The organism is Streptomyces sp. M2CJ-2 (genome assembly GCF_016757295.1).
Lineage (GTDB): Bacteria > Actinomycetota > Actinomycetes > Streptomycetales > Streptomycetaceae > Streptomyces.
The window spans coordinates 1-22117 of the sequence record NZ_JAESIF010000041.1; the positions used below are offsets into that span (position 1 = coordinate 1).

General features: G+C 69.6%; 22 protein-coding genes and 1 pseudogene. 8 read left to right on the top strand and 15 right to left on the bottom strand.

What is annotated here, in order from left to right:
- Positions 1 to 165: 165 nt before the first annotated feature.
- Genes JL475_RS25845 through JL475_RS25860 form a run of 4 tightly spaced genes read right to left on the bottom strand, consistent with a single transcriptional unit; the run spans position 166 to position 3603 of the window.
- The gene (locus tag JL475_RS25845) at positions 166 to 561 is read right to left on the bottom strand and encodes a universal stress protein (protein WP_202280333.1); all 396 of its coding nucleotides are present in this window, start codon (positions 559 to 561) and stop codon (positions 166 to 168) included.
- Positions 558 to 2072 (bottom strand): tripartite tricarboxylate transporter permease, encoded by a 1515-nt coding sequence (locus JL475_RS25850; RefSeq protein ID WP_202280334.1) that lies wholly within the window; start codon positions 2070 to 2072, stop codon positions 558 to 560. Before JL475_RS25850 ends, JL475_RS25845 begins: the two co-directional genes overlap by 4 nt.
- Positions 2072 to 2605 carry a tripartite tricarboxylate transporter TctB family protein gene (locus JL475_RS25855; protein WP_202280335.1) on the bottom strand — a complete coding sequence of 178 codons (534 nt, stop codon included), beginning with the start codon at positions 2603 to 2605 and terminating at the stop codon, positions 2072 to 2074. The genes JL475_RS25850 and JL475_RS25855 overlap by 1 nt, the downstream gene beginning before the upstream one ends.
- Positions 2602 to 3603, bottom strand: a complete 1002-nt coding sequence (locus JL475_RS25860; RefSeq protein WP_237408269.1) for a tripartite tricarboxylate transporter substrate binding protein — start codon at positions 3601 to 3603, stop codon at positions 2602 to 2604. Before JL475_RS25860 ends, JL475_RS25855 begins: the two co-directional genes overlap by 4 nt.
- Positions 3604 to 3700: 97 nt before the next feature.
- Here JL475_RS25860 and JL475_RS25865 point away from each other — a divergent pair, with 97 nt between their 5' ends.
- Both JL475_RS25865 and JL475_RS25870 read left to right on the top strand, forming a co-directional pair.
- Entirely contained in the window at positions 3701 to 5347 is a 1647-nt protein-coding gene (locus JL475_RS25865; RefSeq protein ID WP_202280336.1) for an ATP-binding protein, read from the top strand.
- Positions 5344 to 6018, top strand: coding sequence for a response regulator (locus tag JL475_RS25870; RefSeq protein ID WP_202280337.1), 675 nt, complete (start codon positions 5344 to 5346; stop codon positions 6016 to 6018). Before JL475_RS25865 ends, JL475_RS25870 begins: the two co-directional genes overlap by 4 nt.
- A gap of 84 nt (positions 6019 to 6102) precedes the next feature.
- Here JL475_RS25870 and JL475_RS25875 read toward each other — a convergent pair whose 3' ends face one another.
- Complete coding sequence (locus JL475_RS25875) at positions 6103 to 8052, bottom strand: DMT family transporter (RefSeq protein WP_202280338.1); 1950 nt, start codon at positions 8050 to 8052, stop codon at positions 6103 to 6105.
- Positions 8053 to 8252: 200 nt separating this feature from the next.
- Positions 8253 to 10850, bottom strand: coding sequence for a D-alanyl-D-alanine carboxypeptidase (locus JL475_RS25880; protein ID WP_202280339.1), 2598 nt, complete (start codon positions 10848 to 10850; stop codon positions 8253 to 8255).
- 247 nt (positions 10851 to 11097) lie between these two features.
- On the opposite strand from JL475_RS25880, the gene JL475_RS25885 reads away from it, so the two are divergent.
- From JL475_RS25885 to JL475_RS25895, 3 genes are all read left to right on the top strand, one after another.
- Positions 11098 to 11856, top strand: coding sequence for a GPP34 family phosphoprotein (locus JL475_RS25885; RefSeq protein ID WP_202280340.1), 759 nt, complete (start codon positions 11098 to 11100; stop codon positions 11854 to 11856).
- A gap of 357 nt (positions 11857 to 12213) precedes the next feature.
- Entirely contained in the window at positions 12214 to 13071 is an 858-nt protein-coding gene (locus tag JL475_RS25890; protein WP_202280341.1) for a helix-turn-helix transcriptional regulator, read from the top strand.
- Positions 13072 to 13296: 225 nt separating this feature from the next.
- Positions 13297 to 13488: a DUF397 domain-containing protein gene (locus JL475_RS25895; protein ID WP_202280342.1), complete on the top strand. Its 192-nt coding sequence runs from the start codon at positions 13297 to 13299 to the stop codon at positions 13486 to 13488.
- 161 nt (positions 13489 to 13649) lie between these two features.
- On the opposite strand, the gene JL475_RS25900 is transcribed toward JL475_RS25895, so the two are convergent.
- The 3 genes from JL475_RS25900 to JL475_RS25910 all read right to left on the bottom strand — a co-directional run bounded on the left by JL475_RS25900 (position 13650) and on the right by JL475_RS25910 (position 16144).
- Positions 13650 to 14522, bottom strand: coding sequence for a MerR family transcriptional regulator (locus tag JL475_RS25900; RefSeq protein ID WP_202280343.1), 873 nt, complete (start codon positions 14520 to 14522; stop codon positions 13650 to 13652).
- 113 nt (positions 14523 to 14635) lie between these two features.
- Positions 14636 to 15145 (bottom strand): glutathione peroxidase, encoded by a 510-nt coding sequence (locus JL475_RS25905; RefSeq protein WP_202280344.1) that lies wholly within the window; start codon positions 15143 to 15145, stop codon positions 14636 to 14638.
- 9 nt (positions 15146 to 15154) lie between these two features.
- On the bottom strand, positions 15155 to 16144 hold the full coding sequence (locus JL475_RS25910) for a helix-turn-helix transcriptional regulator (RefSeq protein WP_202280345.1): 990 nt from the start codon (positions 16142 to 16144) through the stop codon (positions 15155 to 15157).
- Between the two features lie 87 nt (positions 16145 to 16231).
- Here JL475_RS25910 and JL475_RS25915 point away from each other — a divergent pair, with 87 nt between their 5' ends.
- A complete protein-coding gene (locus tag JL475_RS25915; RefSeq protein WP_237408275.1) occupies positions 16232 to 17488 on the top strand; it encodes an MFS transporter in 1257 nt (418 codons plus the stop codon).
- Here JL475_RS25915 and JL475_RS25920 read toward each other — a convergent pair.
- The 4 genes from JL475_RS25920 to JL475_RS25935 all read right to left on the bottom strand — a co-directional run bounded on the left by JL475_RS25920 (position 17479) and on the right by JL475_RS25935 (position 19604).
- Positions 17479 to 17730: a hypothetical protein gene (locus JL475_RS25920; RefSeq protein ID WP_202280346.1), complete on the bottom strand. Its 252-nt coding sequence runs from the start codon at positions 17728 to 17730 to the stop codon at positions 17479 to 17481. The two genes, JL475_RS25915 and JL475_RS25920, sit on opposite strands and share 10 nt — an antisense overlap.
- A 7-nt stretch (positions 17731 to 17737) precedes the next feature.
- Positions 17738 to 18304 (bottom strand): hypothetical protein, encoded by a 567-nt coding sequence (locus JL475_RS25925; RefSeq protein ID WP_307825161.1) that lies wholly within the window; start codon positions 18302 to 18304, stop codon positions 17738 to 17740.
- A 125-nt stretch (positions 18305 to 18429) separates the two neighbouring features.
- Positions 18430 to 19257: an SAM-dependent methyltransferase gene (locus tag JL475_RS25930; protein WP_202280347.1), complete on the bottom strand. Its 828-nt coding sequence runs from the start codon at positions 19255 to 19257 to the stop codon at positions 18430 to 18432.
- A 137-nt stretch (positions 19258 to 19394) separates the two neighbouring features.
- Complete coding sequence (locus JL475_RS25935) at positions 19395 to 19604, bottom strand: DUF397 domain-containing protein (RefSeq protein ID WP_202280348.1); 210 nt, start codon at positions 19602 to 19604, stop codon at positions 19395 to 19397.
- 52 nt (positions 19605 to 19656) lie between these two features.
- Between JL475_RS25935 and JL475_RS25940 the strand changes: the two are divergent.
- Positions 19657 to 19851: pseudogene (locus JL475_RS25940) on the top strand (ATP-binding protein); the annotation flags it as partial.
- A 155-nt stretch (positions 19852 to 20006) separates the two neighbouring features.
- On the opposite strand, the gene JL475_RS25945 reads toward JL475_RS25940, so the two are convergent.
- On the bottom strand, positions 20007 to 20510 hold the full coding sequence (locus tag JL475_RS25945; RefSeq protein ID WP_202280349.1) for a GNAT family N-acetyltransferase: 504 nt from the start codon (positions 20508 to 20510) through the stop codon (positions 20007 to 20009).
- Between the two features lie 161 nt (positions 20511 to 20671).
- Here JL475_RS25945 and JL475_RS25950 point away from each other — a divergent pair, with 161 nt between their 5' ends.
- Entirely contained in the window at positions 20672 to 21451 is a 780-nt protein-coding gene (locus JL475_RS25950; RefSeq protein ID WP_202280350.1) for a hypothetical protein, read from the top strand.
- A gap of 139 nt (positions 21452 to 21590) precedes the next feature.
- On the opposite strand, the gene JL475_RS25955 is transcribed toward JL475_RS25950, so the two are convergent.
- Positions 21591 to 22043 carry an Lrp/AsnC family transcriptional regulator gene (locus JL475_RS25955; protein WP_109381312.1) on the bottom strand — a complete coding sequence of 151 codons (453 nt, stop codon included), beginning with the start codon at positions 22041 to 22043 and terminating at the stop codon, positions 21591 to 21593.
- Positions 22044 to 22117 lie beyond the last annotated feature (74 nt).

A 22117-nucleotide genomic window follows, 5' to 3' on the forward strand; every position in this document is an offset into this window, starting at 1 on the left:
CCCGAAAAGGATCGCTGCGACCAGACCGAGCGCGGTGACCGCGAACGACCAGCCGAAGGTTTTCAGAACCACTGGTACCCAATCGGTTTAGGGAGGGGGCGCCGGCGACCTCGCGCGTCGTCGGCCACGGCGCACCCCGGGGTGACGGTGTGTCACAGGGGTATGTCAGGAATCCGCTTTCACTGCGAGGACCGGGCATGGCGCGTCCAGGAGGATCCGCTGCGCCGAGGACCCCAGGAGGAGCTTGCCGACCGGGCTGCGGTGCCGCAGCCCGATCACCACCAGGGACACCTCGGCGGACCCCGCCAGCTCGACGATCTCCTCAGCGGCGTCGCGTCCGCCGACCACCTGGCGTATGTCGAAGTCGACGCCCAGTTCGGTCAGGTCCCGTCGGACCTGGTCGAGGTCTGTCCGCTCCGCGAAACCGCGGTCGACATACGCGTCACCTCGCGAGGTGTTCACCACCAGCAGGTTCTCGCCCCGGGCGCGGGCCGCGTCGACTCCCGCGCGCAGGGCCGCCTCTCCCTCCGGCGTGGGCACATATCCCACCAGTACCGTCATGATCGCCCCTTTCGGGCCCGTTGCTCGACGAGTGGACGCACGACGAACCGGGGGACCAGCGGCCAGACCAGTACGAGCACGATCACCGTGTAGATCACATAGGAGACCGGTCCGCCCAGCAGACCGGACAGTTCGCCACCCGACAGCTGAAGCGACCGTCGGCCCTGCAGTTCCGCGAGGGGGCCGAGGATGACGCCGACGATCAGCGGCAGCACCGGCAGCCCGAATCTGCGCATTCCGAAACCGAGCAGTCCCAGCGTCAGGAGGAGGAACAGGTCCAGCGGCTGGGCGTTGACCGCGTAGGCACCCATCGACGCGAAGAACACGATCCCCGCGTACAGGTAGGGGCGCGGTATCCGCAGCAGTTTGGCCCAGGCCGGCGCGAGCGGCAGATTCAGCAGGAGCAGCAGCAGGTTGCCGATGAACAGGCTGGCGATCAGTGCCCAGACCAGCCCCGACTCGCGCTCGAACAGCAGCGGGCCGGGCTGGATGCCGTACGACTGGAACGCCGCGAGCATCACCGCGGCGGTCGCGTTCGTCGGCAGTCCGATGGCGAGCATCGGCACCAGGGTGCCCGCCGCGGACGCGTTGTTCGCCGCCTCCGGGCCGGCGACTCCCTCGATGGCCCCCTTGCCGAACTGCTCGGGGTACTTGGTCAGCTTTTTCTCCGTGACGTACGACAGGAAGGTCGGGATCTCCGCGCCACCGGCCGGCATGGCTCCGAAGGGAAACCCGAAGGCGGCGCCGCGCAGCCAGGGTTTCCAGGACCGTTTCCAGTCCTCCCGGCCCATCCACGGCACGCCGACGGGGAGCACACCCGCGGGCTTGCGCCGCAGATGCGCCGCCACCCAGAGGGCCTCGCCGACGGCGAAGATGCCGACGGCGACCACCACCACGTCGATGCCGTCGGCGAGTTGGGGGACGCCGAAGGTGAGCCGCTGCTGCCCGGAGACCGAGTCGATTCCGACAATGCCGATCACCAGGCCGACGAGCAGCGAGGCGAACCCGCGGATGCGCGACGAGCCGAGTACCGCGGTGACCGAGATGAAGGACAGCAGCATGATCGCGAAGTAGTCCGGTGCGCCGAGGCCGACCGCGAAATCCACCACGATCGGGGCGACGAACACCAGCAGCAGAGTGCCGATCGTTCCGGCGACGAAGGAGCCGATCGCCGCGGTGGCGAGGGCCTGCGCCGCCCGGCCGGCCTTGGCCATCTTGTTGCCCTCGATGGCCGTGACGACCGAGGACGACTCGCCGGGCGTGTTCAGCAGGATCGAGGTGGTCGAACCGCCGTACATGCCTCCGTAGAAGATGCCGGCGAACATGATGAACGCCTGGGTCGGCTCCATTCCGTACGTCACGGGCAGGAGCAGGGCCACGGTCATGGCCGGGCCGATGCCGGGCAGGACCCCGACCGCCGTACCGATCGTGACGCCGATCAGTGCCAGCAGCAGGTTCATCGGGGTGACGACGTGCGCGAACCCGTCGATCAGATGATTCAGGTTGTCCATTACAGGATTCCTTGCAGCACGCCGGCCGGGAGATAGACGCCGAGCCCGATCGCGAAGGCGTAGAAGGTGATGAGTGACAGCGCCACCGCGATCGCCAGGTTGCGCAGGTAGTGCCGGTTGCCCAGGGCGAAGGCCGTTCCCCAGAACAGGAGGGTCCCGCTGATCACCCAGCCGAGGGGTTCGATCAGTACCGCGTTGACGACGAACGCGCCGACCAGCAGCAGCACGGTGCGCCAGTCGATCGGATTCGTCAGGTCGACGTCCTCGCCGCCCTCCGGTTCGACGCGGCCGCCCCGCGCGACGTCGACGGCGTACACGAGGGCGATCAGAAGGAGCAGTACGCCGAGGAGTACCGGTACCGTGCGCGGCCCGATCGGGTCGGTGCTGCTCGTTGTGTGCGCGATCCCGGTGGCGTCGACGATCACCAGCACGCCCAGCAGGGCGAGGAACGCGCACACACCGTACTGTGCGCGGTCCGCTCCCAGGGGCCGGCGGGACTCGGGAGCGGTGCGCTCATCGACGTCCAGACTCATGCCAGACCGAGCTCTGTGAGGATGTCGGCGACGGCCTTGTCCTGTTCCGTCAGGTAAGTGGCGAACTCGTCGCCCGTGGTGAACGCGTCGGTCCAGCCGTGCTTGGTCAGCTCGGCCTCCCACTCCTCGGAGCCGTGCATCGCGGTCAGCGAGTCGATCCAGACCTTCTTGTCGGCGTCGCTGATGCCGGGCGGGGCGACGATTCCGCGCCAGTTGGTGAAGACCATGTCGATCCCCGAGGACTTCAGCGTCGGGGCGTCCTTGAGGGTGTCGATCGGCTCCTCGCTGGTCACCGCGAGCACCCGCACCTGACCCGCCTCGATCTGGTCGAGGAACTCGCCGAAACCGCTGGCCCCGAAGGCGATCTTGTTGCCGAGGATCGCCGGGAGCAGCTCACCGCCGCCGTCGTAGCTGATGTAGTTGACCTTCTTCGGGTCGATGCCGACCGTCTTGGCGAGCTGCATCGGAAGCAGGTGGTCCGGTCCGCCGGGCGACGAGCCGCCCCCGACCGCGACGTTCTTGGGGTCCTTCTTCCAGGCGGTGACGAGATCGTCGATCGTCTTGTACGGAGAGTCCTTGGGCACGACGATCGCGCCCGCCTCCTCCATCAGCTTGGCGATCGGCGTGGTCTGCGAGAGCGTCGCCTTCGACTTCGAGGTGTACGCGGCACCGACGACCCCCAGCCCCATCTGCATGGCGAGCTTGCCGTTGCCCTTCTCGTTCACGGTGCGCTGCAGACCGACCGTGCCGCCGGCGCCCGGAAGGTTGAACACCTGGATCCCGGACGCGATCTTGGTGTCCTCCAGCACCTTGGCCGCCGTCCGCGCGGTGGTGTCGTACCCGCCGCCCGGGGTGTTGGGGACCATGATCCGCATTCCGGTGACGGGCTCTTTGCTCTTGCCCGTCTCCTTCTTCTCCGCGGTGGCGCCACAAGCGCCCACCGTGAGCATGGACATGGCGGCCAGGGCACTGACGACAGCAGCTCTGCGAGTTCTCATGGCTTGTCTCTTTCGCTTCCGGCAGTCGGACGCCATGATTGTGCGACTCGTGAGACACCACGTCTGTGTTGTGTCAGCATTAAAGATTGAGTTCATTGTGGTCGTAACTTTTCGCCGCCATACCCTCGCGGGCGAGCTGCTGGTGCTCCAGCTGGCCATCATCGTGGTGGTGGTGCTGGCGGTCGCCGCCCTCTCGCTGGCCCAGTCGGAAGCGACCTTCAACCGGGTCGAGGGACGCCGGGTCACCGCGCTGGCCGAGCAGTTGGCCGGAAACCCCCTGGTGTCCAGCCAGCTCGGACGGCCGGCGCCGGGCGAGACGCTCGCCCCGCTCGTGCAGACCACACTGACCCAGTCGGGCGTCACCTCCGTGACGATCGCCGACAGCAGCGGCAGGATCGTCAGCTCCACGAATCCCACGGTGATCGGTACGGGGATGTCGCTCGGCCCCGGCGTCGCCGAGGCCCGCGGCTGGTCGGGGGATCTGGTCCTGGACGGCGCCCACGAGCTGGTGGCCCAGGTGCCGGTGCTCAAGGCGACTCAACCGGACAGCGGCCGGCACCTCGGCACAGTGATGATCGGCGCGGCGTCCCCGACGATCTGGCAGCGGCTGAGCGGCACGTCGTCGTATCTGCTCACCTACCTCGGCATCGCGGGCGGGCTCGGTCTGATCGGATCGTGGCTGCTGGCCCGGCGTACCAAACGCCAGACCCTCGGTCTGGAGCCACGCGAGATCGCAGGGCTCGCCGAGCACCGCGAGGCGATGCTGTACGGGATCGCGGAAGGCGTGATCGCCCTCGACCCGCAGTTGCGGCTCACCCTGGTGAACGAGGTCGGCAGGCGGTTGCTCGATCTGCCCGAGCACTGTGTGGGAATGAGCCTGGCCGACCTCCGGATCGAGGGCCGACTGCACGACGTGCTCGCCGGATCCCCCGATGACACGACCGAGCGGCGCGACGAAGTCGTCATACGCCGGGGCCGGGTGCTGGTGATGAACCGGATGACCGTCACCAAGGACGGCCGCCGGCTCGGCTCGGTCACGACCTTGCGGGACCGTACCGAACTGGCGCAGATGGAACGCGAGATCGGATCGTTCCGCAGCTCCGCCGAGTTGCTGCGCGCGCAGGCCCACGAGTTCGCCAATCAGCTGCACACGATTTCCGGGCTGATCCAGATCGGTCAGCACGACGAGGTGGTGCAGTACGTCCGCACGCTGAGCCGACATCGCCAGTCACTGGACACGACCCTGACCAGACGGGTCCGCGACATGGCCGTCAGCGCTCTGCTGATGGCGAAGTCCTCACTCGCGGCTGAACGGAAGGTCGTGCTGCGCGTCTCGGAGTACACGGCGCTCGGTCGGCTGGCGCCGGAGGACTCCGTGGACGTGGCGACGGTGATCGGCAACCTCGTCGACAACGCCGTCGACGCCGCGGCGGCGGGCGGTGACGGCCACGATGCCTGGGTGGAGGTCGAATTGCGGCAGGACGCCTCCAGCGTGGAGATCGTGGTGCGCGACTCGGGCCCCGGCGTGGAGCCCGAACTCGCCCAGGAGGTCTTCCTGCACGGCTTCACGACGAAGGCCGCTCAAGAGGGGGAGCGCGGCATCGGGCTGGCGCTCACCCGGCTCGTCTGCGAGCGCCACGGCGGCGAGGTCGCGGTGGCCAACACGCCCGACGGCGCCATGTTCACCGCGAGGATGTCCGTCGGCAACCCGGCCGACGCGGTACCGGAAGGAGCCTCCCGATGATCGATGTACTGGTCGTCGACGACGACTTCATGGTGGCAGGTGTCCACCGGACCTTCGTCGACCGCGTCGAGCCCTTCCGGGTTGTCGGCACGGCGAGCACCGGTGAGCAGGCGATCGCGGCCGTCGGCGAGCTGCGCCCCGACCTGGTCCTGCTCGACCTCTATCTTCCGGACATGTTCGGTCTGGACGTCATTCCACGCCTGCGGACCGCCGGGTACGACTGTGACGTCATGGTGATCAGCGCCTCGCGTGAGGCCGACGCGGTCCGCCGCTCCGTCCGTCAGGGCGTCGTCAACTACCTGTTGAAGCCGTTCGAATTCGAAGACCTGCGTTTTCGTCTCGAGCGGTACGCCGCCCAGCGCAACAGCCTGCTCACCACAGTCGTCAGAGGCCAGGCCGACGTGGATCGGGTGCTGACCGGGGCCAGCTTGCCGGCACAGAGTGCCGCGCTGCCGAAGGGCATGAGCGTGGAGACCGCAGAGCTGATCGAACGCACACTGTGCGGTACCGACGAAACGCTGTCCGCCGCCGAGTGCGCGGCCCGGACCGGTGTCTCCCGGGTCAGCGCCCGCCGTTACCTCGAATACTTCAACGACACCGGCCGCGCCGAGGTGTCCTTGCGGTACGGAGTCGCCGGCAGACCCGAGCGCCGTTACGGCTGGCGCGCCTGAGACTGTTTCTTTCGGTTCCTCCGGTCCCGCCGGCTCGTCCCTGTCCTTCGGCGGGGATGCCCGCGAGGCCCCCGCCGACCGGCGTCAGCGCAGTTCGTCCGGGCAGGGTGTGCCGCGCGGCACGGTGTACGGCGCCGCCAGCCGGTACGTGCCAGGCTTCGGCGCGAGCAGCACCGTCCACTGGTCGCCGTTCGCGTCCTCCTCCGTCTCCATCAGGCAGCCGTTGACGTTGTCGTACGTCTTCGGCACGTCCTCGGCGTTCTCGGCGTTCTCGGCGTTTCCGGGGCCGTCCCCGTCGGAACGCTCCTTGGACTCCTCCGTCTCCTGCGGCGGCTGCAGTTTGTCGCCCTCCGCGTCGACGATGCTCAGCCACGGCGAGTACGGGATGCGCACGAGGACGCGGCCCGCCTTCTCGACCCGCAGCGTCATCCCGCCCTGCTCGGCCCGCTCCACGACCGTGTCCGGCTCGGCCAGCGGGGTCGGCTCGCTCACCTCGAACAGCTGCCAGTTCGCGTCGCCCCAGACCTGCTTCAGATAGGGCAGCCCCCGCTGGACCAGCTCCCGCTCCCGCTGACCGCCGTCACCGTCCGGCTCGTCCTTCGGCAGCACCACGAAGTGCACCGCCCAGCGCTTCAGCCATTCGTGGTAGTTCGCCGAGTTGAGCGTGTCGTCGTAGAAGAGTGGATTGCGCTCCATGTCGGCCTGCCGGTTCCAGCCCCGGGCCAGGTTGACGTACGGCGCGAGCGCCGAGGCCTCGCGGTGCGAACGCGCCGGCACGACCTCCACCCGCCCCCGCTCCGCCCCGACCTCCTGGAGCTCGTTCACCAGCGGCGCCAGCTCACGCGCCCACGACGCGGCCGGCGTGGTGTGCACGACGTCGTCGACCGACTTGAAGCCGATCCACCCGACGAACCCGACGGACGCCACGACGATCGCGTACCACTTGCGGCTCCGCGGCACCGCGAACGGCAGCGCCGCCACCAGCGCCACCCCGGCGAACAGCATCGCCAGCCGCGTCATGTTGGAACCGATCTGCGAACTGACCAGCCAGACCAGCACCACCCCCAGCCCGTACACCGCGGCCGTGATCCGGACCGTGAGCCACTCCCGGGGCACCAGGACGGCCACCAGGACCGAGAACACCAGCGGCAGGACCACCGAGCCGAACCCCATCGGCTGCGTCCCCGAGAACGGGAACATCCAGGCCGACACCGCCACCACCGCGGTGGGGCCCAGCCCCAGCGCCCACGCCCCCGGCCGCCGCTTCTGCAGGAACAGCGCCACCGCCACCAGCCCCACGAACAGGCCCGCGACCGGTGAGGACATCGTGGCCAGCGCCGCCAGCGGCGCCGCGCACAGCGCCTTCGCCCAGCGCTTGTAACGCCAGCGGTGCGGCCAGCAGAACACCACGGCGACCGCGGCCAGCCCGAACATCATGCCCAGCCCGAACGTCACCCGTCCCGAGGCCGCGTTGCCCAGCAGCCCGAACACGCCCGCGAGCGCCGCCCACAGGGGATTGCGCAGGGCGGGCAGGCCGCGGATCAGCAGCATCGTCAGCAGCGCGGCCGACGCCGTCCCCGCGAGCATCATCGTCGTCCGCACACCGAGGAGCGACATCAGGTAGGGCGACACCATGCTGTACGACACCGGGTGCATGCCGCCGTACCAGGCCAGGTTGTACGCGGAGTCGGGGTGCCGGCCGACGAACTCGGCCCAGGCGTCCTGCGCCGCGAGATCGCCGCCACTGTTCGCGAACGTGAAGAACCAGACGACGTGCAGGACGCCGGCGAGAGCGGTGACGGACAGCACCGGGTGCCGCGGCACCCGGGCCCGCACCGTGCGGACGGCGGCCCTGGGCCGGGAGACCCGCGGGGCGGCGGGGGTGTCGGGGTCGGCGTCCGAGGCGGGTTCGGAGCCGTGCTCAGGGTCGGGTGTGCCGCCCGGCGGCCGACCTGCTTCCGAGGCGGGTATTCGCGGGCCGGACCCCGAACCCGGATCGGCGTCGTCGGCGCGTGTCGGCTCCGCAGTGGCCACCTGAAGGCACTCCCCGTGTCCCGTCTTCTGTTCGCGTTCCGTTCGCGGTCGCGGCAGTCCGCCGTGGTGCTGACGTCCGCGTCCCGGTCACGGCGACCTGCCCGTTTCGTGACGCTAGCACGCACCCCGCCGACCGGCGCCCGGGGCGGGCACCGACCGGCGGGGTGCTATGCCCGCCGCTCGTCGTGGATCAGGGTGGATCAGGCGAGACGCGTCAGCTTGTCGGAGAAGGCGGGCTCCACGAGGTCCTCCTGGAGGGCGACCGGGACCTTGACGGCGGCGCTGCTCTTGCCGTCGCCCACGGTGAGCGTGCCCACCTTCGTACCGGCCTTCTCGGTGTGCGGCAGGGCGTCGGCGGAGAGGTTCAGCTTCACCTTCAGGCCGGCCCAGCCGACCGCGGTGACGTCCTTGGTGACGACGACCGGGGTGTGACCGCCGAGCCGGTCGTCGACGTACCCGACGACGTCGCCCTTCTTCAGGATCTTCTCCGAGGTCGGCACGTCCTGCGCGGCGAGCAGCGCGGTCTTGCTGACCGCGTTGACCAGGTCGAGGGTCGACTGTGCCTTGCGCTGGCCGAGGATCGCGCCGACGATGGTCACCGTCTGGCCATCGACCTCCTTGCGGGTGGCGAAGAGCAGGTTGCCGCCGGCCGCGGTGGTGTTGCCGGTCTTGAGGCCGATCGCGCCGATGGTGTAGGGCAGCTGGTTGTGGTTGCTCCAGTACTTGCCGGTCGGGTCCGTCCAGCTGGCCACACTGGTGATGGCCACCATGGCCGGGATCCTCATGGCCGCGATGCCGAGCTTCACCTGGTCCTCGGCGGTGGAGACGGTGGTCTTGTCCAGACCGGACGGGTCGGTGTACGTCGTGTCGGTCATCCCGAGCTCCTTGGCGGTGGCGTTCATCTTCTCGACGAACGCCTCCTCGGAGCCCGCGTCCCAACGCGCCAGCAGACGCGCGATGTTGTTCGCGGAGGGGATCATGACCGCGGACAGGGCCTGCTTCTGGGTGAGGAAGTCGCCGGCCTTGACGGTGTTGAGGGTGGACTCGCCCTGCTGGTCGTAGCCGCCCTCCTTCTCCGCCGTCGGGTCGATCTCGATCTTCGGGCCTTCCTCGCCCGGCTTCAGCGGGTGGTCGCGCAGGACGATGTACGCGGTCATGGTCTTGGCGACCGAGCCGATGGCGACCGGCTTCTGCTCACCGAAGTGGTCCATCGCGCCGATGCCGTCGACGCTCATCCAGCCCTGGCCCTCGTCCGGCCAGGGCAGCTTCACCTGGTCGCCGTCGAAGGTGTGGGTTTCCTTCGCGGTGAGTACCAGGGTGGGTGCGGGAAGCGGCCGCATGTTCTGCACGACCGCGAAGACGATCACCAGCAGCACGACCAGCGGCGTCCAGATCTTGACCCGCCGCACGGCCGTCCGCAGCGGGGTCTCCGGCGGTGGCGGGGTGTTGGTCAGCTCGGCCAGCAGGTCCAGCGGCGGCTTGGGCGGCAGCGGCTGCTGCCGCGTCAGCTCCGGCCCGACCTGCGGGACCGAACGGGTGGCGTCGGCGGGGGGAGTGACGGGCGACGCGGGGGCGGGCGACGCGGAGGGCGGCACCCGGAGCGCGGTGGTGACGGAGTCCCCGACCTTCGGGGCCTTGCGCACCTCGGGGTCGTCCAGGTCCTTGAGCGGCACGAACTTGCTGGTGCGCTCGGCCGCGGACTCGGGCTGGGGGTCGGTGTCCGCCGCCTCGTCGGTGGCCTTGCCGGTGCTCTTGTCGGCGTTCTCGGCCGCGTCGCCCAGCTTCAGCATGGTGGTGGGCTGATCGACGGCGGGCGCGGAGGGGCGCGGGGCCTTGAAGACGGCGGTGGGCTGATCGGTGGGGGGCGCGCCGGGGGTGGCCTCGTCGGTCTCGTCGTCGGCGGCGACGTCGTCGTCGGTCTCGTCGGCCCCGGCGGTGGACTCGGCACCGACGTCGTCGGTGTCGCTCGCCTTGTCCGCACCGGCCTCGGGGGCGGCCTTGTCGGCCTTGTCGGCCTCGGGGGCCGCGTCGGTGTCGCCGTCGCCGTCGCCGCCGTCGCCGTCGTCGCCGTCGTCATCGGCGGTGGGGGTGCCGTTTTCCTCGGCATCCGGGGCGTCAGCCATGCGGGCGACCTCGGGGGCCGTGTCGGCGTCGGCCTCCGGTGTCACCTCGGTCTCGGCCTCCGCGTCCGACTCCGACGCGTCGCCACCGTCGCCCCCGGAAGCCTCGCCTGAGCCCTCGTCAAGGCTCTCGCCGCCGTCCTGGGCGTCCTGGGCGCTCTGTTCGTCCGTGCCGTCCCTGTCGCCCCTGTCGGCGTTCTCGGCCTTCCGGGCGCTCTCCGCGCCCTTCCCCGGCCCGTCCTGCCCCGTCTGCTCCGCCTCGTCCGCCGACCGCACCCACGTGGCGGCGACGGCCCGCAGTCGCCCGTCACCATCCGTAGCGGAATCGTCACGCCCGTCGGGCGTGGCTTCCTCGACCTCGGAGCCCGACTCGGCGGAATCCGAGGCCTCTTGGTCCTTCCGGTTCTCCTCGTCCTCCGGCTCGTCGGTCTGCGCATCGCGCACCGACAACACCCGGGTGGCCGTATCGACGCCCCCTGTGGAGCCCTCGGCCGACGCGGACGACTCCGACGGCGTCGACGGTGACACCGCGTCACGGCTCACCGTCAGCCGGGGGTCCCGCTTCTCCGCGGAGCCCGCCGTCTCGTTCCTGGCCTCGGGAACCGGACCCGCGCTCCCCGGCGTCGGTTCTGCCGACGACTCGCGCTGCTTCGACCTGTCGGGGGACTCGCCCGCCACCGATGCCTCCTCCGTGCGCCACGCGTCAGCGCGTACGCCTACCGAACCGTGAATCCGCAATTCGCCCGCCCGGAACAGCGCTCAGCGGCGCTGTCCGAACCATGTACCAGTGTCCTGTGTGCGGGCGTCCCCCACGTGGTAGACGAGAACGACATACCTACCGGTTCCCTCACGAACCGGTCAGGCGCCCTCGACAGACCAATGTGAGAGGGGTCACCCTGTCATTCATCCACGCGGGGAGGCATGGATGGGCAGGAGCCGCAGAACACTTCCGGAAGAGCTTTTGCTGCTGGCATTGGACCCGGCCACGGGTACCACTGCGCAGCCGCAGTCGCTCGACCTCGGTCTGGCCGGAGCGCAGCTAGTGGAGCTGGCGCTGGCCGGACGGATAGCCCCAGACGGGGATCGTATCGCCGTGGTGGTGCCACGGCCGACTGGAGATCCGACTTTGGACTGCGCGTTGGAGTTGCTGCGAAGGCGCGGCGCTCCGGTTCGGGCCGTCCACTGGATCGGCGGGCCGCGTCTCGGGCTCCGCCAGACCTACCTCTCGCATCTGGAGCGGTGCGGCATGGTGCATGCCGTGGCCGGCCAGATGTGCGGGGTGTTGCCGACGACTCGCTACCAGGCGACGGACACCGAGATCAGCCGGGAGATCAGGGCCCGGCTGGACTCCGCGATCCGCACCGGCGTGCCGCCGGACCCGCGGACCGCGGCGCTCGCCGCACTGGCGCACGCGGTGGGTCTCGGCAAGCACCTGTACCCGGGGAACGAGGGTCGCTCCTCGCGTTCCCGGTTGCGGGACCTGATCCGGCACGACCCGATGGGCGGACTGGTGGCGCATGCCGTGATGGACGTGCAGAACGGTGTGGCGGCCCAGCCACGCCGTGGCGCGGCCCCGGCAGGCGGCCGTCAGGCCCCCACCGGCGGCCGGGGCGGACCGGAACCCGCCCGAGGGGTACCGGCCCAACCGCGCCGAGGATCCATGGCGCGCGCCGCCGCCCACTAGGCCGACGACCGGGCCCACCGGGCCCCTGGTTCGGCCACGGCGCCGCAGACCCGGTCACGGGAGCCGCTGTTCGAGCGGGGCGGAGAGAGTTCACGGCTCTCTCCGCCCCGCTCGGCATGCCGCGAACCGCTGACGTCGCTACCGGTGGGCCTCGCGACTGATCGACCTCGCAACCGACCGACGCTACCCGCCCGCACCGGTCCGTGGCGTCACCACACCGTGAACTGCCGGACAGTGGTCGCATATCCGTTGTTTCCCAGCGGTAGGAAGCACCTTGGTGGCAGTCTGCTCAACACCAGATACGCAAAGTGGCAGGTACGAGTAAGTACGAGGCACGCAGCCGGAGGTGCACGTCCCGTGGCGTCCAATGTCAATCCCACCGTCAGGCGACGCCGGCTGGGCCAGGAGCTCCGCAGGCTCCGCGAGCTCAAGGGCATGACGGCCGAGGAAGTGGCGGAGCGACTGCTGGTGTCGCAGTCGAAGATCAGCCGACTGGAGAACGGCCGGCGCAGCATCAGCCAGCGCGACGTCCGCGACCTCTGCGGCGTCTACGAGGTCGAGGACCAGCGGATCGTCGAGTCGCTGATGCAGATGGCCAAGGACTCGCGCCAGCAGGGCTGGTGGCACGCCTTCGGCGACATCCCGTACAGCGTCTACATCGGCCTGGAGACGGACGCGGAGTCGCTCAGGGTCTACGAACCGCAGATCATCACCGGCCTGTTGCAGACCCGGGCGTACGCCGAGGCGATCGTCCAGGGCGGTTCGCCCGAGTCGTCCGACCAGGAGAACGACAAGCGGGTCGAGGTGCGCCTGCGCCGCCAGGGCCGTATCACCGCCGACAAGGACCCGCTGCGGCTGTGGGTGGTCCTCGACGAGGCCTCGCTGCACCGGGTCGTCGGGAGCAGACAGGTCATGCGGGAACAGCTGGAGCACGTCATGGAGTTGTCCCAGCTGCCGCACATCACCGTGCAGGTGCTGCCGTTCGAGGTCGGCGCGCACTCCGGCATCAACGGCCAGTACTCCATCCTGGAGTTCGCGGACGCGGCCGACTCGAGCGTCGTGTACATCGAGGGCGTGACCAGCGACCTGTACCTGGAGAAGCCGCACGACGTGCAGAAGTACACCGTGATGTACGAGCACTTGAGGGCGCAGTCGCTGAACGTGGAACAGTCCCGCCGGCTCGTGGAACGCGTTGCGAAGGAGTACGCGCGCTGACCTCCCGGCGGGGAGGCCGGGATGCTACACCGCTGACACGCCTGACTGGAAGTATCTCTTGGAATATGCCACCCAGTCGAGTGAACGGCCGCGCCGGAAAAGGATGCCGACCAGTAGCGTCGATCATGCCAACCACGACCGAAGGTTGGCGCAATCCGTTCTGCGGGTACCTGCCGGAATGCGCAGCCCGGTGACAGCAACTCAGCAACTGGCTACGGAGCGAACATGGCAATTCGTCTGGGCGCCACGGAAACGTGGACGACGTCCTCCTACACCAACAACAACGGCGCGTGCGTGATGGTCAGGTCGACCACCGAGGAAGCACTGGAACTCGGGGACACCAAGATCCCCGAGGGACCGAAGCTGGCCTTCCCCACGGACGCCTGGACCGCTTTCGTGGCCTCGGTGAAGGCCTGAGAAGACCGGAACCGGACAGAGCCCACGGAGCCCTCTCGACGAGCCCGCCGTCCTTGCCGAGAGGGCTCGGCCCACCCCGCAACCCTCTCGGCACGGCGAACGACTCCCCGCGGCTCACCTCACCGCACCACGTCGGCCCGGCGAATCACCGACTCAGTGGCTCACCGCACCGGAAAAGCCACGTCACACACCGGATCCTCCGCCCCGGCGGCGTCCCAGTCCGCGAAGTACACCTCCCTGCACGGACCCGCAGCCGTCAGCCCCTCGGCCGCCAGCCACTGCTCCACCGCCTCGAACGCGGCCAGGATCTGCGGATGAGCCACCTGCGCCTTGGTGATCCGGGTGTAGGCCAACCGCTGGGCCGGTTCCACCCGCACCGCCGTCTCCCACGCCCGGCCCCGCGCCTCGGCCCAGGCCCGCGCCGCCGCCTCGTCGGCGACCGGCACGCACGCCTCGGCAGGACCGTCGCTCTCCATCGAGACCTCGGAGTGATAGGCGACGAACGGCACCCCGGCCACGCCCCCGCACTCCGAGGCACCTCGCTCCAACCGACCCAGCGCCGCCCCGATCCACGCGGGCAACTCGTCCGCCAGAGTGTGCCGCGTCTCGGTGATCAGCACCTGCCGGGGCACGTCCACCGTCTCGACCGCGAACTTCCCGTACATCTCGGAACTCCTCCCAGAGAGCCGTCCACGGAGGAACGCGGCGAGTGTCCGCTGCCCGGCGATCCGCGCCTCGACGTCCGCCCAGTAGGCGGTGAGCCGGTCGGCCGCGGCCGCACCGTCGTCCGCGTCGAGAACCTCGGCGATCCGGGCGAGCGGCATGTCCAGCTGCCGCAACAGTGCCACCGTACGGGCCCGCTCGACCTGACCCGTCCGGTAGTACCGGTAACCGGTGACCTCGTCGACCCGCGCCGGCGCCAGCAGCCCCAGCCGGTCGTACAACCGCAACGCCTTGGCCGACAGCCGCGCCCGCGCCGCGAACGCGCCGATGCCGAGCAGTTCCCCGCTCTCCGAGTTCACCTCTGCGTCCACCGCGCCATCCTCCGTCGCCGGGCGGTCCGTCCGCCCGACGACACGAACGCTGGACCCTGCCCCAGGGGCAGGGTCAACGCGGCCACCGGAACCGGACGCCGAGGCGGCAGCCGCTAACCGAGCGCGCTCTCGACCGCCGCCACGACCTCCGCCGCCTCCGGCTCGGTCTGCGGCGAGAACCGGGCGACGACCTTGCCGTCCCGCCCGATCAGGAACTTCTCGAAGTTCCAGCGGATGTCCCCGCTGTGCCCCTCGGAGTCGGCGAAGCCGACCAGCCGCTCGTACAGCGGGTGCCGCCCCTCCCCGTTGACCTCGACCTTCTCGGTCATCGGGAAGGTCACGCCGTAGGTCGCGGAGCAGAACTCGGCGATCTCCTCCGAGGTGCCCGGCTCCTGCCCCATGAACTGGTTGCAGGGCACCCCGAGCACGGTGAAGCCCCGCGCCGCGTACTTCTCGTGCAGCAGCTCCAGCCCGGCGTACTGCGGCGTCAGCCCGCACTTGGAGGCCACGTTCACCACCAGCACGACCTGCCCCGCATACCGCCCCAGTCCGGCGGGCCCGCCGCTCAGAGCACCGATCTCGACATCGAGGGGAGAGGAACCGTTGGTCTCTACAGTCGTCATACCGGGATGCTAACTCCGCCCGGCACGGGACATCCCCGTGCCCGCCTCCACGAGCACCTCACCGGCCGCCGTCCGTACGTACAACACGGACCGCCCCGCCCGGCCCCACCGCTCCACCAGCCCCGCGTCCAGCAGCACCCGCAGATGGCGGCCGACCGACCCCAGCCCCTGACCGGTCACGGCGACGAGCTGGCTCGTACTCATCGGGGAACCGAGCAGCACCAGCACCCGGGCCCGCGCGCCCCCGAGCAGCGCCCCCAGACTCACCGGCACCGCCCGCCCACCCCCGTCGGCGAGCGCACCCGTGCACGGGTACACCAGGGCGTACCGGTCCGTCCCCTCCCACGACACCCAGCCCACACGCTGCGGCGTCACCGGTACGAACACCAACTCGGCCCCGGAGATCTCCCGGGGCGGGTACTCGTGCAGGTTGACCTGGAGCCGGCTCTCCCCGAGCCACCGCGTCCCCGGCCGCAGGGCGTCCAGCGCGGCAGCCCAGCCGACCCGCCCCACCTGTGCCACCCGCGCCACCACATCGGCCTCGAGCACCCGTCGGCGCCGGGCCCAGTAGGGGCGCACGGTCTCCTCCCAGACCCACGTGAGCAGGTCCGCGGCGCGTTCCGGCAGGTCGTCGCGCTCCAGCAGCGGAGGGAGCGGACCGCGCAGGGACAGACCGAGATGCTCCCGCGCGACCGTGGGCGAGACCGCGCGCACCCGCGCGACCTCCTCCTCGAAGGTCTCCCCACCCCTCGGAGTCGGCGTCAGGAAATCGGCGATCCACTCCACCCCGAGCCTGGACGGGACGAGCAGCGCGGTGACCGGGTCGCGGGCCAACCGCGCTCGGTAGGCGGGCAGATGAGCATCGAGCCACTGCCGCTCACCGGGATGCGCGGCATTGGTGGCATGCAGCAGCCGCAGACTCGCGAAGGTCTCGGCGCACGGCGACAGCACGAACCGGCTCGCGGCCAGCGTGTCCGCACTGACCTGCCACCACCCCACCCCAAGTTCTCCTTCCCAGAGCAGAGTTGCTTTCGCGCACCGGCGAAACGATAACGCCGCGCACCGCCCCTCCCCAGACTTCCGCGCATGCGCAGCTACAGGGACCTCTTCCGCACCCCGGAGTTCACCCCGCTCTTCCTCACAGCCGCCGCCCAGACGGTCGCCCGGACGACGAGCGGCCTCGCCCTGGCCACCCTGGTCTACCGCGAGACCGCCTCACCCCTGCTGTCCGCACTGGCCATGTTCGGCCCGTCCCTCGCCCACGTCCTCGGCGCGACACTCCTCATGTCCGCCGCGGACCGTCTGCCACCCCGCGCCGCGGTGACCGGTCTGGCACTGCTCCACGCGACCGGTACGGCCGTCATGGCCCTGCCCGCCCTGCCGATCGCGGCGCTGTTCGCGGTCCTCCTCGTCAAGGGACTGGCGGAGTCGGTCGGCGGGGGAGTCCGCTGGGGCCTCCTCAACGAGATCCTCCCCCAGGGCGGCTACCTTCTGGGCCGCTCGCTCTTCAACATGATGAGCGGAATCATGCAGATCGCGGGCTACGCGGCGGGTGGCGTCCTGGTGGCCGTCCTCTCCCCGCACCTGTCACTGCTCCTGGCGGCGACCCTGCACGCCACGGCCGCCGCAACCGCCCGCCTGACCCTGACCCGCCGTCCCCCGCGCGCCTCCGGCCGCCCCTCCGTACGAGCCACCTGGCGCGCGAACGCCGCCCTCTGGTCGTCCCCACCCCGCCGCCACGTCTACCTGGCGCTGTGGATCCCCAACGGCCTGATCGTCGGCTGCGAATCCCTCTACGTCCCCTACGCCCCCGAGGCCGCCGGCACCCTCTTCGCCTGCGCCGCCTTCGGCATGCTGGCCGGCGACATCACCGTCGGCCGTCTGATCCCGCCCAGCCGCAGAACCCGCCTGGGCACCCCACTCCTCCTGCTCCTGGCCACCCCGTACCTGCTCTTCGCCCTCCGCCCGCCTCTTCCCATGGCCGCCGCCCTGGTCGCCGTGGCCTCGGTCGGCTTCGGAGCGAGCCTGGTCCACCAGGAGCGCCTGACGGCCCTCACCCCGCCCCACCTCTCCGGCCATGCCCTCGGCCTCCACTCCTCGGGCATGCTCACCCTCCAGGGCCTCTCCGCCACCCTGTCCGGCACCCTGGCCCAACTGACCACCCCGGCAACCACCATGACAGCCCTCGCGGCGACGTCCCTGACGGTGACTACGGTCCTGGCAACGGCGTCAAGCCGCCACAACAAGCGACACGCATCGGCGGAGAGGCCGGCACCCCCAACCCCCACTACCGGGTCGCGAGCCCCAGCCGCCCACGAAAACAAAGGCAACGATCACACCTGATCGCTGTGTTTCTCCTTCTTCTCCAGGCTCCTCGCCATCCACGCCCGACAAGCCCAGCGGGCAAGGGCCCCCACGGCCAGGGAGACGAGGAGGGCGCCCCAGTCGATGACATGCGGCAACCCGGGGAAGAACGCGAAGAAGGCGAGAGCCGCGACAAGCCCCGCAACGAACGACACGATCCCGGCCCGGCGTCGGCGCTCCGCACACCCCGAGCCCGTATCTGGCCCATGCTGCTCGGTCATGAACATCTCACTTCGTGATGTGGTGGCACTGGCTTACCCGCCGCACCCCGTTGACATAGAGGTGGGCGCACGCCTTGCCGTAATGCGACAGACGCTGTGGAGAGTTGTTGCGCATGGGGTCGATCTTGCATTCGCTGTGCGTTCTGCCGCGGGACGTCCGGTAGGTCTTGTTGTTCGTGTCGGCGTAGGTGAAGTCGATGCGCCAGTTGCAGAAGCCGCTGCTGAGTGCGCCCACGAAGGCACAGTCGACACCGGCGTTCTGGTAGGTGATCTTCTTGCCGCTCCCGCGGACGGCGTGCGTGAACATGCACCCGGTCGGGATCTTCATCGTCACGCCACCGACGTTGTACTCGAAGGTGCGGACCGGTGCCGACCCAATCGCGCCGGCATGTGCCGCGGATGGCGTCATGGCGACGAGGGCGCTCGCCGCAGCGAGTGCGGTGGCCAAGCGTACGACACGCGACCGCATCAAGGTGATCTCCTCCTGGTTGTTCCTGGCGAACGTCGGGAACAACCAGGAATTGGCCCTTCCGGTTGTCTGCTGCCGGGCGGTTTCACCATGAAAGGTGATCACGTGATTGCTGTGCTGACCTGCAGAAACGTTACCTGGGATCGCTAGTGCCGGCCGTCGGCTCTGAGGGCGAGAAACAGGTGGGGGCCGACCCGCGTGTCGGCCCCCACCTGCCTTCCTGTTCTCGACTAAGGCTTGCGCCCCACCCCGCAGAAGGCGTCCACGTCCTTCGCCTCGTCCTCGTCCGGCGCGTCGGTATCCGGTCGCCATTCCGGGACCCGGACGACCCCCGGCTCCAGCAGCTCCAGGCCGTCGAAGAACCCGGCGATCTCCTCGACCTCACGGACGTAGTACGGCACGGCGCCGCTCGCGTTGTAGGCGTTCGAGGCCGCGATCATGCCCTCGCTCGTGGCCGTGCTGTCGCTGATCACCAGGTAACTCCCCGAGGGGAGCCCCGCCATGAGCCGGCGCACCAGATCACGCGCCTGCTCGTAGTCGGCGACGTGGCCGAGCGTGTTGAGGATCATCAGCGCGACGGGCTGGGACATGTCCAGCGTCCCGGCGGCGGCCCGCAGGACGGACTCCGGGTCGTAGAGATCGGCGTCCAGGTAGTCGGTCCGGCCCTCGGGGGTGCTGGTCAGCAGGGCGTTGGCGTGGGTCAGCACGATCGGATCGTTGTCGACGTACACGATCCGTGCGTCCGGAGCGACGCGCTGCGCCACCTGGTGCGTGTTGTCGGCGGTCGGCAGTCCCGTACCGATGTCCAGAAACTGCCGTATCCCCTGCTGCCCGGCCAGATGGCCGACGGCCCGCCCGAGGAACCGTCGACTGGTCTGGGCCACGTCGACCAGCCCGGGGAAGATGCCCTTGATCTGGTCCCCGATCTCCCGGTCGACCTTGTAGTTGTCCTTGCCCCCGACGAAGTAGTTCCAGAACCGCGCCGAGTGCGGCTTCGTCGTATCGATGCGGGCACGTGTCTCGAAACCGGCACTGTCCGGGGTGGTGTCCTTCGACACGGCTGAGCCTCCTGTGATGAGCGCGATCAGTGCGCCCAACGTAGGCGAGCGTGACCGAATCTCACCCTGGTTGACGTCAAATCCAGTGAGTGAAGCACCTGTTCCAGCCACTTCGCCTCGCAGTAGAGCGCCTGTTGCTACACCGGAGGCCCCGGTTGGACCTTCAGGCCGTCGACGAAGGCGGCGAACACCGGAGAGGAGACGGAGAGAGCGGCACGGGCCGGGTACTTCGAGTCGCGGATGGCTATGCGGGCGTCGTCAGCCTCCGAGATCTCCACGCAGTCGTTGCCTTCACCGCCCCCTGAGAAGGAGGACTTGCGCCAGCGAGTAGAGGGGTGGGCGGTCATCGGGTTCCTCACAACTCCTTGGTCAACTCATGGATGAGGTCACGTGACTGATCTGAGGATCGGGGCGTGGGACGCGGACCCGTCCCCGCCGGAGCCGCCGCGCCCCTTCGCCCCGGAACTGGAGGGAGAGGACGGGCGGGGCCTGGCGCTGGTGCGGGCCTGCGCCGACGTGTGGGGCTGGCAGCCGCTGGCCAGGGAGGGGAACAGGGGGAAGTACGTATGGTGCGAGCTGGGCGCCGCTGGGTGACCGAGCACCTCGCGCGCAGGCCCCGTCCTTCAAGGCGGGGTCAGTGGTCGGGGCGCCTGGGGTGACCCGAGTGCTGACCGATCTCGGCATGCCCGGCGCTCCGCCGGAGCGCACTCGAGCATGTGCGCGTGAAGCCCCGGGAGCGTGCTCTCGCGTCACGGCAACGAGCGTGTGAGCCAGACCACTTCACCGTTGTCTTCCGTGGAAACGTGATCCCGCTCGAACCCGAGCTTCTCAAGGACACGGAGCGATGGTGTGTTCCATGCGCCGACGGTCGACCAGAGCCGCTTCCGCCCGGTCGCGACAGCGGCATCGAGCACCGCCCTGGCCGCCTCGGTGGCGTAGCCACGCCCATGCGCGCGCTGGAACAGCTCATACGCGATTTCAGGCTCCTCCAGGGTGGAGCGGCCGATGATCAGCCCGCAGTAGCCGATGAAGTCGCCTTCGTCACGGCGCTGGATGGGCAACAGGGCGATCCCCGTAGTCGCCGTCGCGGTGAGCAGCTCCGCGATGGACGTCCGGATGTGCTCAACCGTGGGGGTCCCCTTGCCGCGTTCGGAGAGGAGGGCGCAGAACTCGGCGGCGTCCGACTCGGCCCACGGCCGCAGGATCAGCCGCTCGGTCTCAAGGTGGAACGGCATCGTCTCGTACGTGGTCATGCCCCCACTCTGTCCCACGGATCATCACGAACGAGCCATGCTCGTGACCTGTGGATCGGCTCGGAGAGGTGCGTGAAAGGCGTACCTTCCCGAGTGATCGACTCATGGTCACCGAGTAAGTGGGCCTCTGACAACTCCGACGGCAGGGAGCGTTTCTTCCGATGACCACACAGCCCGCACGCCCTGAGCGCAGCGGTCCTGAGACCGCCTCGGTCATGGATGTCTCGCCGTTCAAGCCTTCTCTCGTCAAAGCGGTGTTCAGGGACGTGACCCCGATGCACGTCTCTCGGTCGGCCGCGTGGGCCGCCGCGTCGGTGACGCGGACAGTGCTGACGGAGATCATCGATGGCGCGAGGAGAGCGGCGGCGGAGGAGGCCCGGAAGAAGCTGATTCCCAGGGACCTTCTCTCGGCGATCGACCGGAACATCGAGCTCCAGGTGGGGGACAAGTGGTACGACCACAGCCCGACGTTTCGAGGCCTGACCGGTGTCCTGTACGACGCCGAGGGTGTCATCGTGCCTTCTCGTAAGCGCAGCAGGTCGCGCAAACCGAGTGCTGTGGTCGGCGCCCACAGGTTCGAGGCCGGGGTCAAGAAGCTGCTGCGGAGCCAGGGGGCGACGGCCGTCCCGGCGATGGTCCGCGACCTGGACGGAATCGCGAGCGTGTTCCTGACGGACCTCGCCCGGGACGCGGCCATGGTCGTCCGCGAGGGCGGGGTCAAACGTTTCGGTACGGTCACCCTGGCGATGTCGGGCGAACCGACCCCACCCCCGTTGCTCGAGGATTCCCTCCGGGCCCTGTCCACCCGCAGCGGGGACGGGCGGACCATCGGCAGGGATGACATCCTGGCCGCCACCACGATTCAGTTGTTCGGCGGCAACCTCAGACAGCGAGCCCTCACCGAAGCACGCGAGGCGACACAGAACACTTCGGCCGGCTGAGCGGGTGCGACCGACATCGCCGCCTGCACCCTCATCTGCTACCGCAGACTCGCCAAAGGAGACGGCCTCTGAGCCCGCGTTGGCGCGTGGGTCGGGAAGGTGTGCCCGGGCTGAGCGGCGTCCGGCCTGCGTCGGCGGTCTATGCGGGCAAGGGCCGGTCGTCGACGACGTTCTTCATGACGAGGGTGGAGGTCAGGCGCTGCACTCCGGGCAGGCGGGCGAGTTGCTGGTCGTAGAGCTGCTGGTAGGCGGTGAGGTCGGTGGTGGCGACCCGCAGGAGGTAGTCGGGTTCGCCGAAGAGCCGTTGGGCCTGGAGGACGTGCGGGATGGCGCTCACCGCTTCTTCGAAGGAGGTGACGGTGTCGGGATCCTCCCAGCGCAGCGTGGCGAAGACGAGGGTTTCGAAGTGGAGGCCGACGGCGGCGGGGTCGACGACGGCGCGGTAGCCGCGGATCGCACCTTCGCGTTCGAGGTCGCGCAGGCGGCGGTGGCAGGGCGAGACGCTCAGCTGCACACGTGCGGCGAGTTCGGTGACCGTGAGACGGCCGTCCATCTGCAGCTCAGCAAGAATCTTCCGATCTAGAGCGTCCATGAAGAAGATTCTCCTCCAGCGGGCGAGATCCTGGGGTAAAGGCAGGAACACTTTCGGATCTGTCCGGCCTAGCC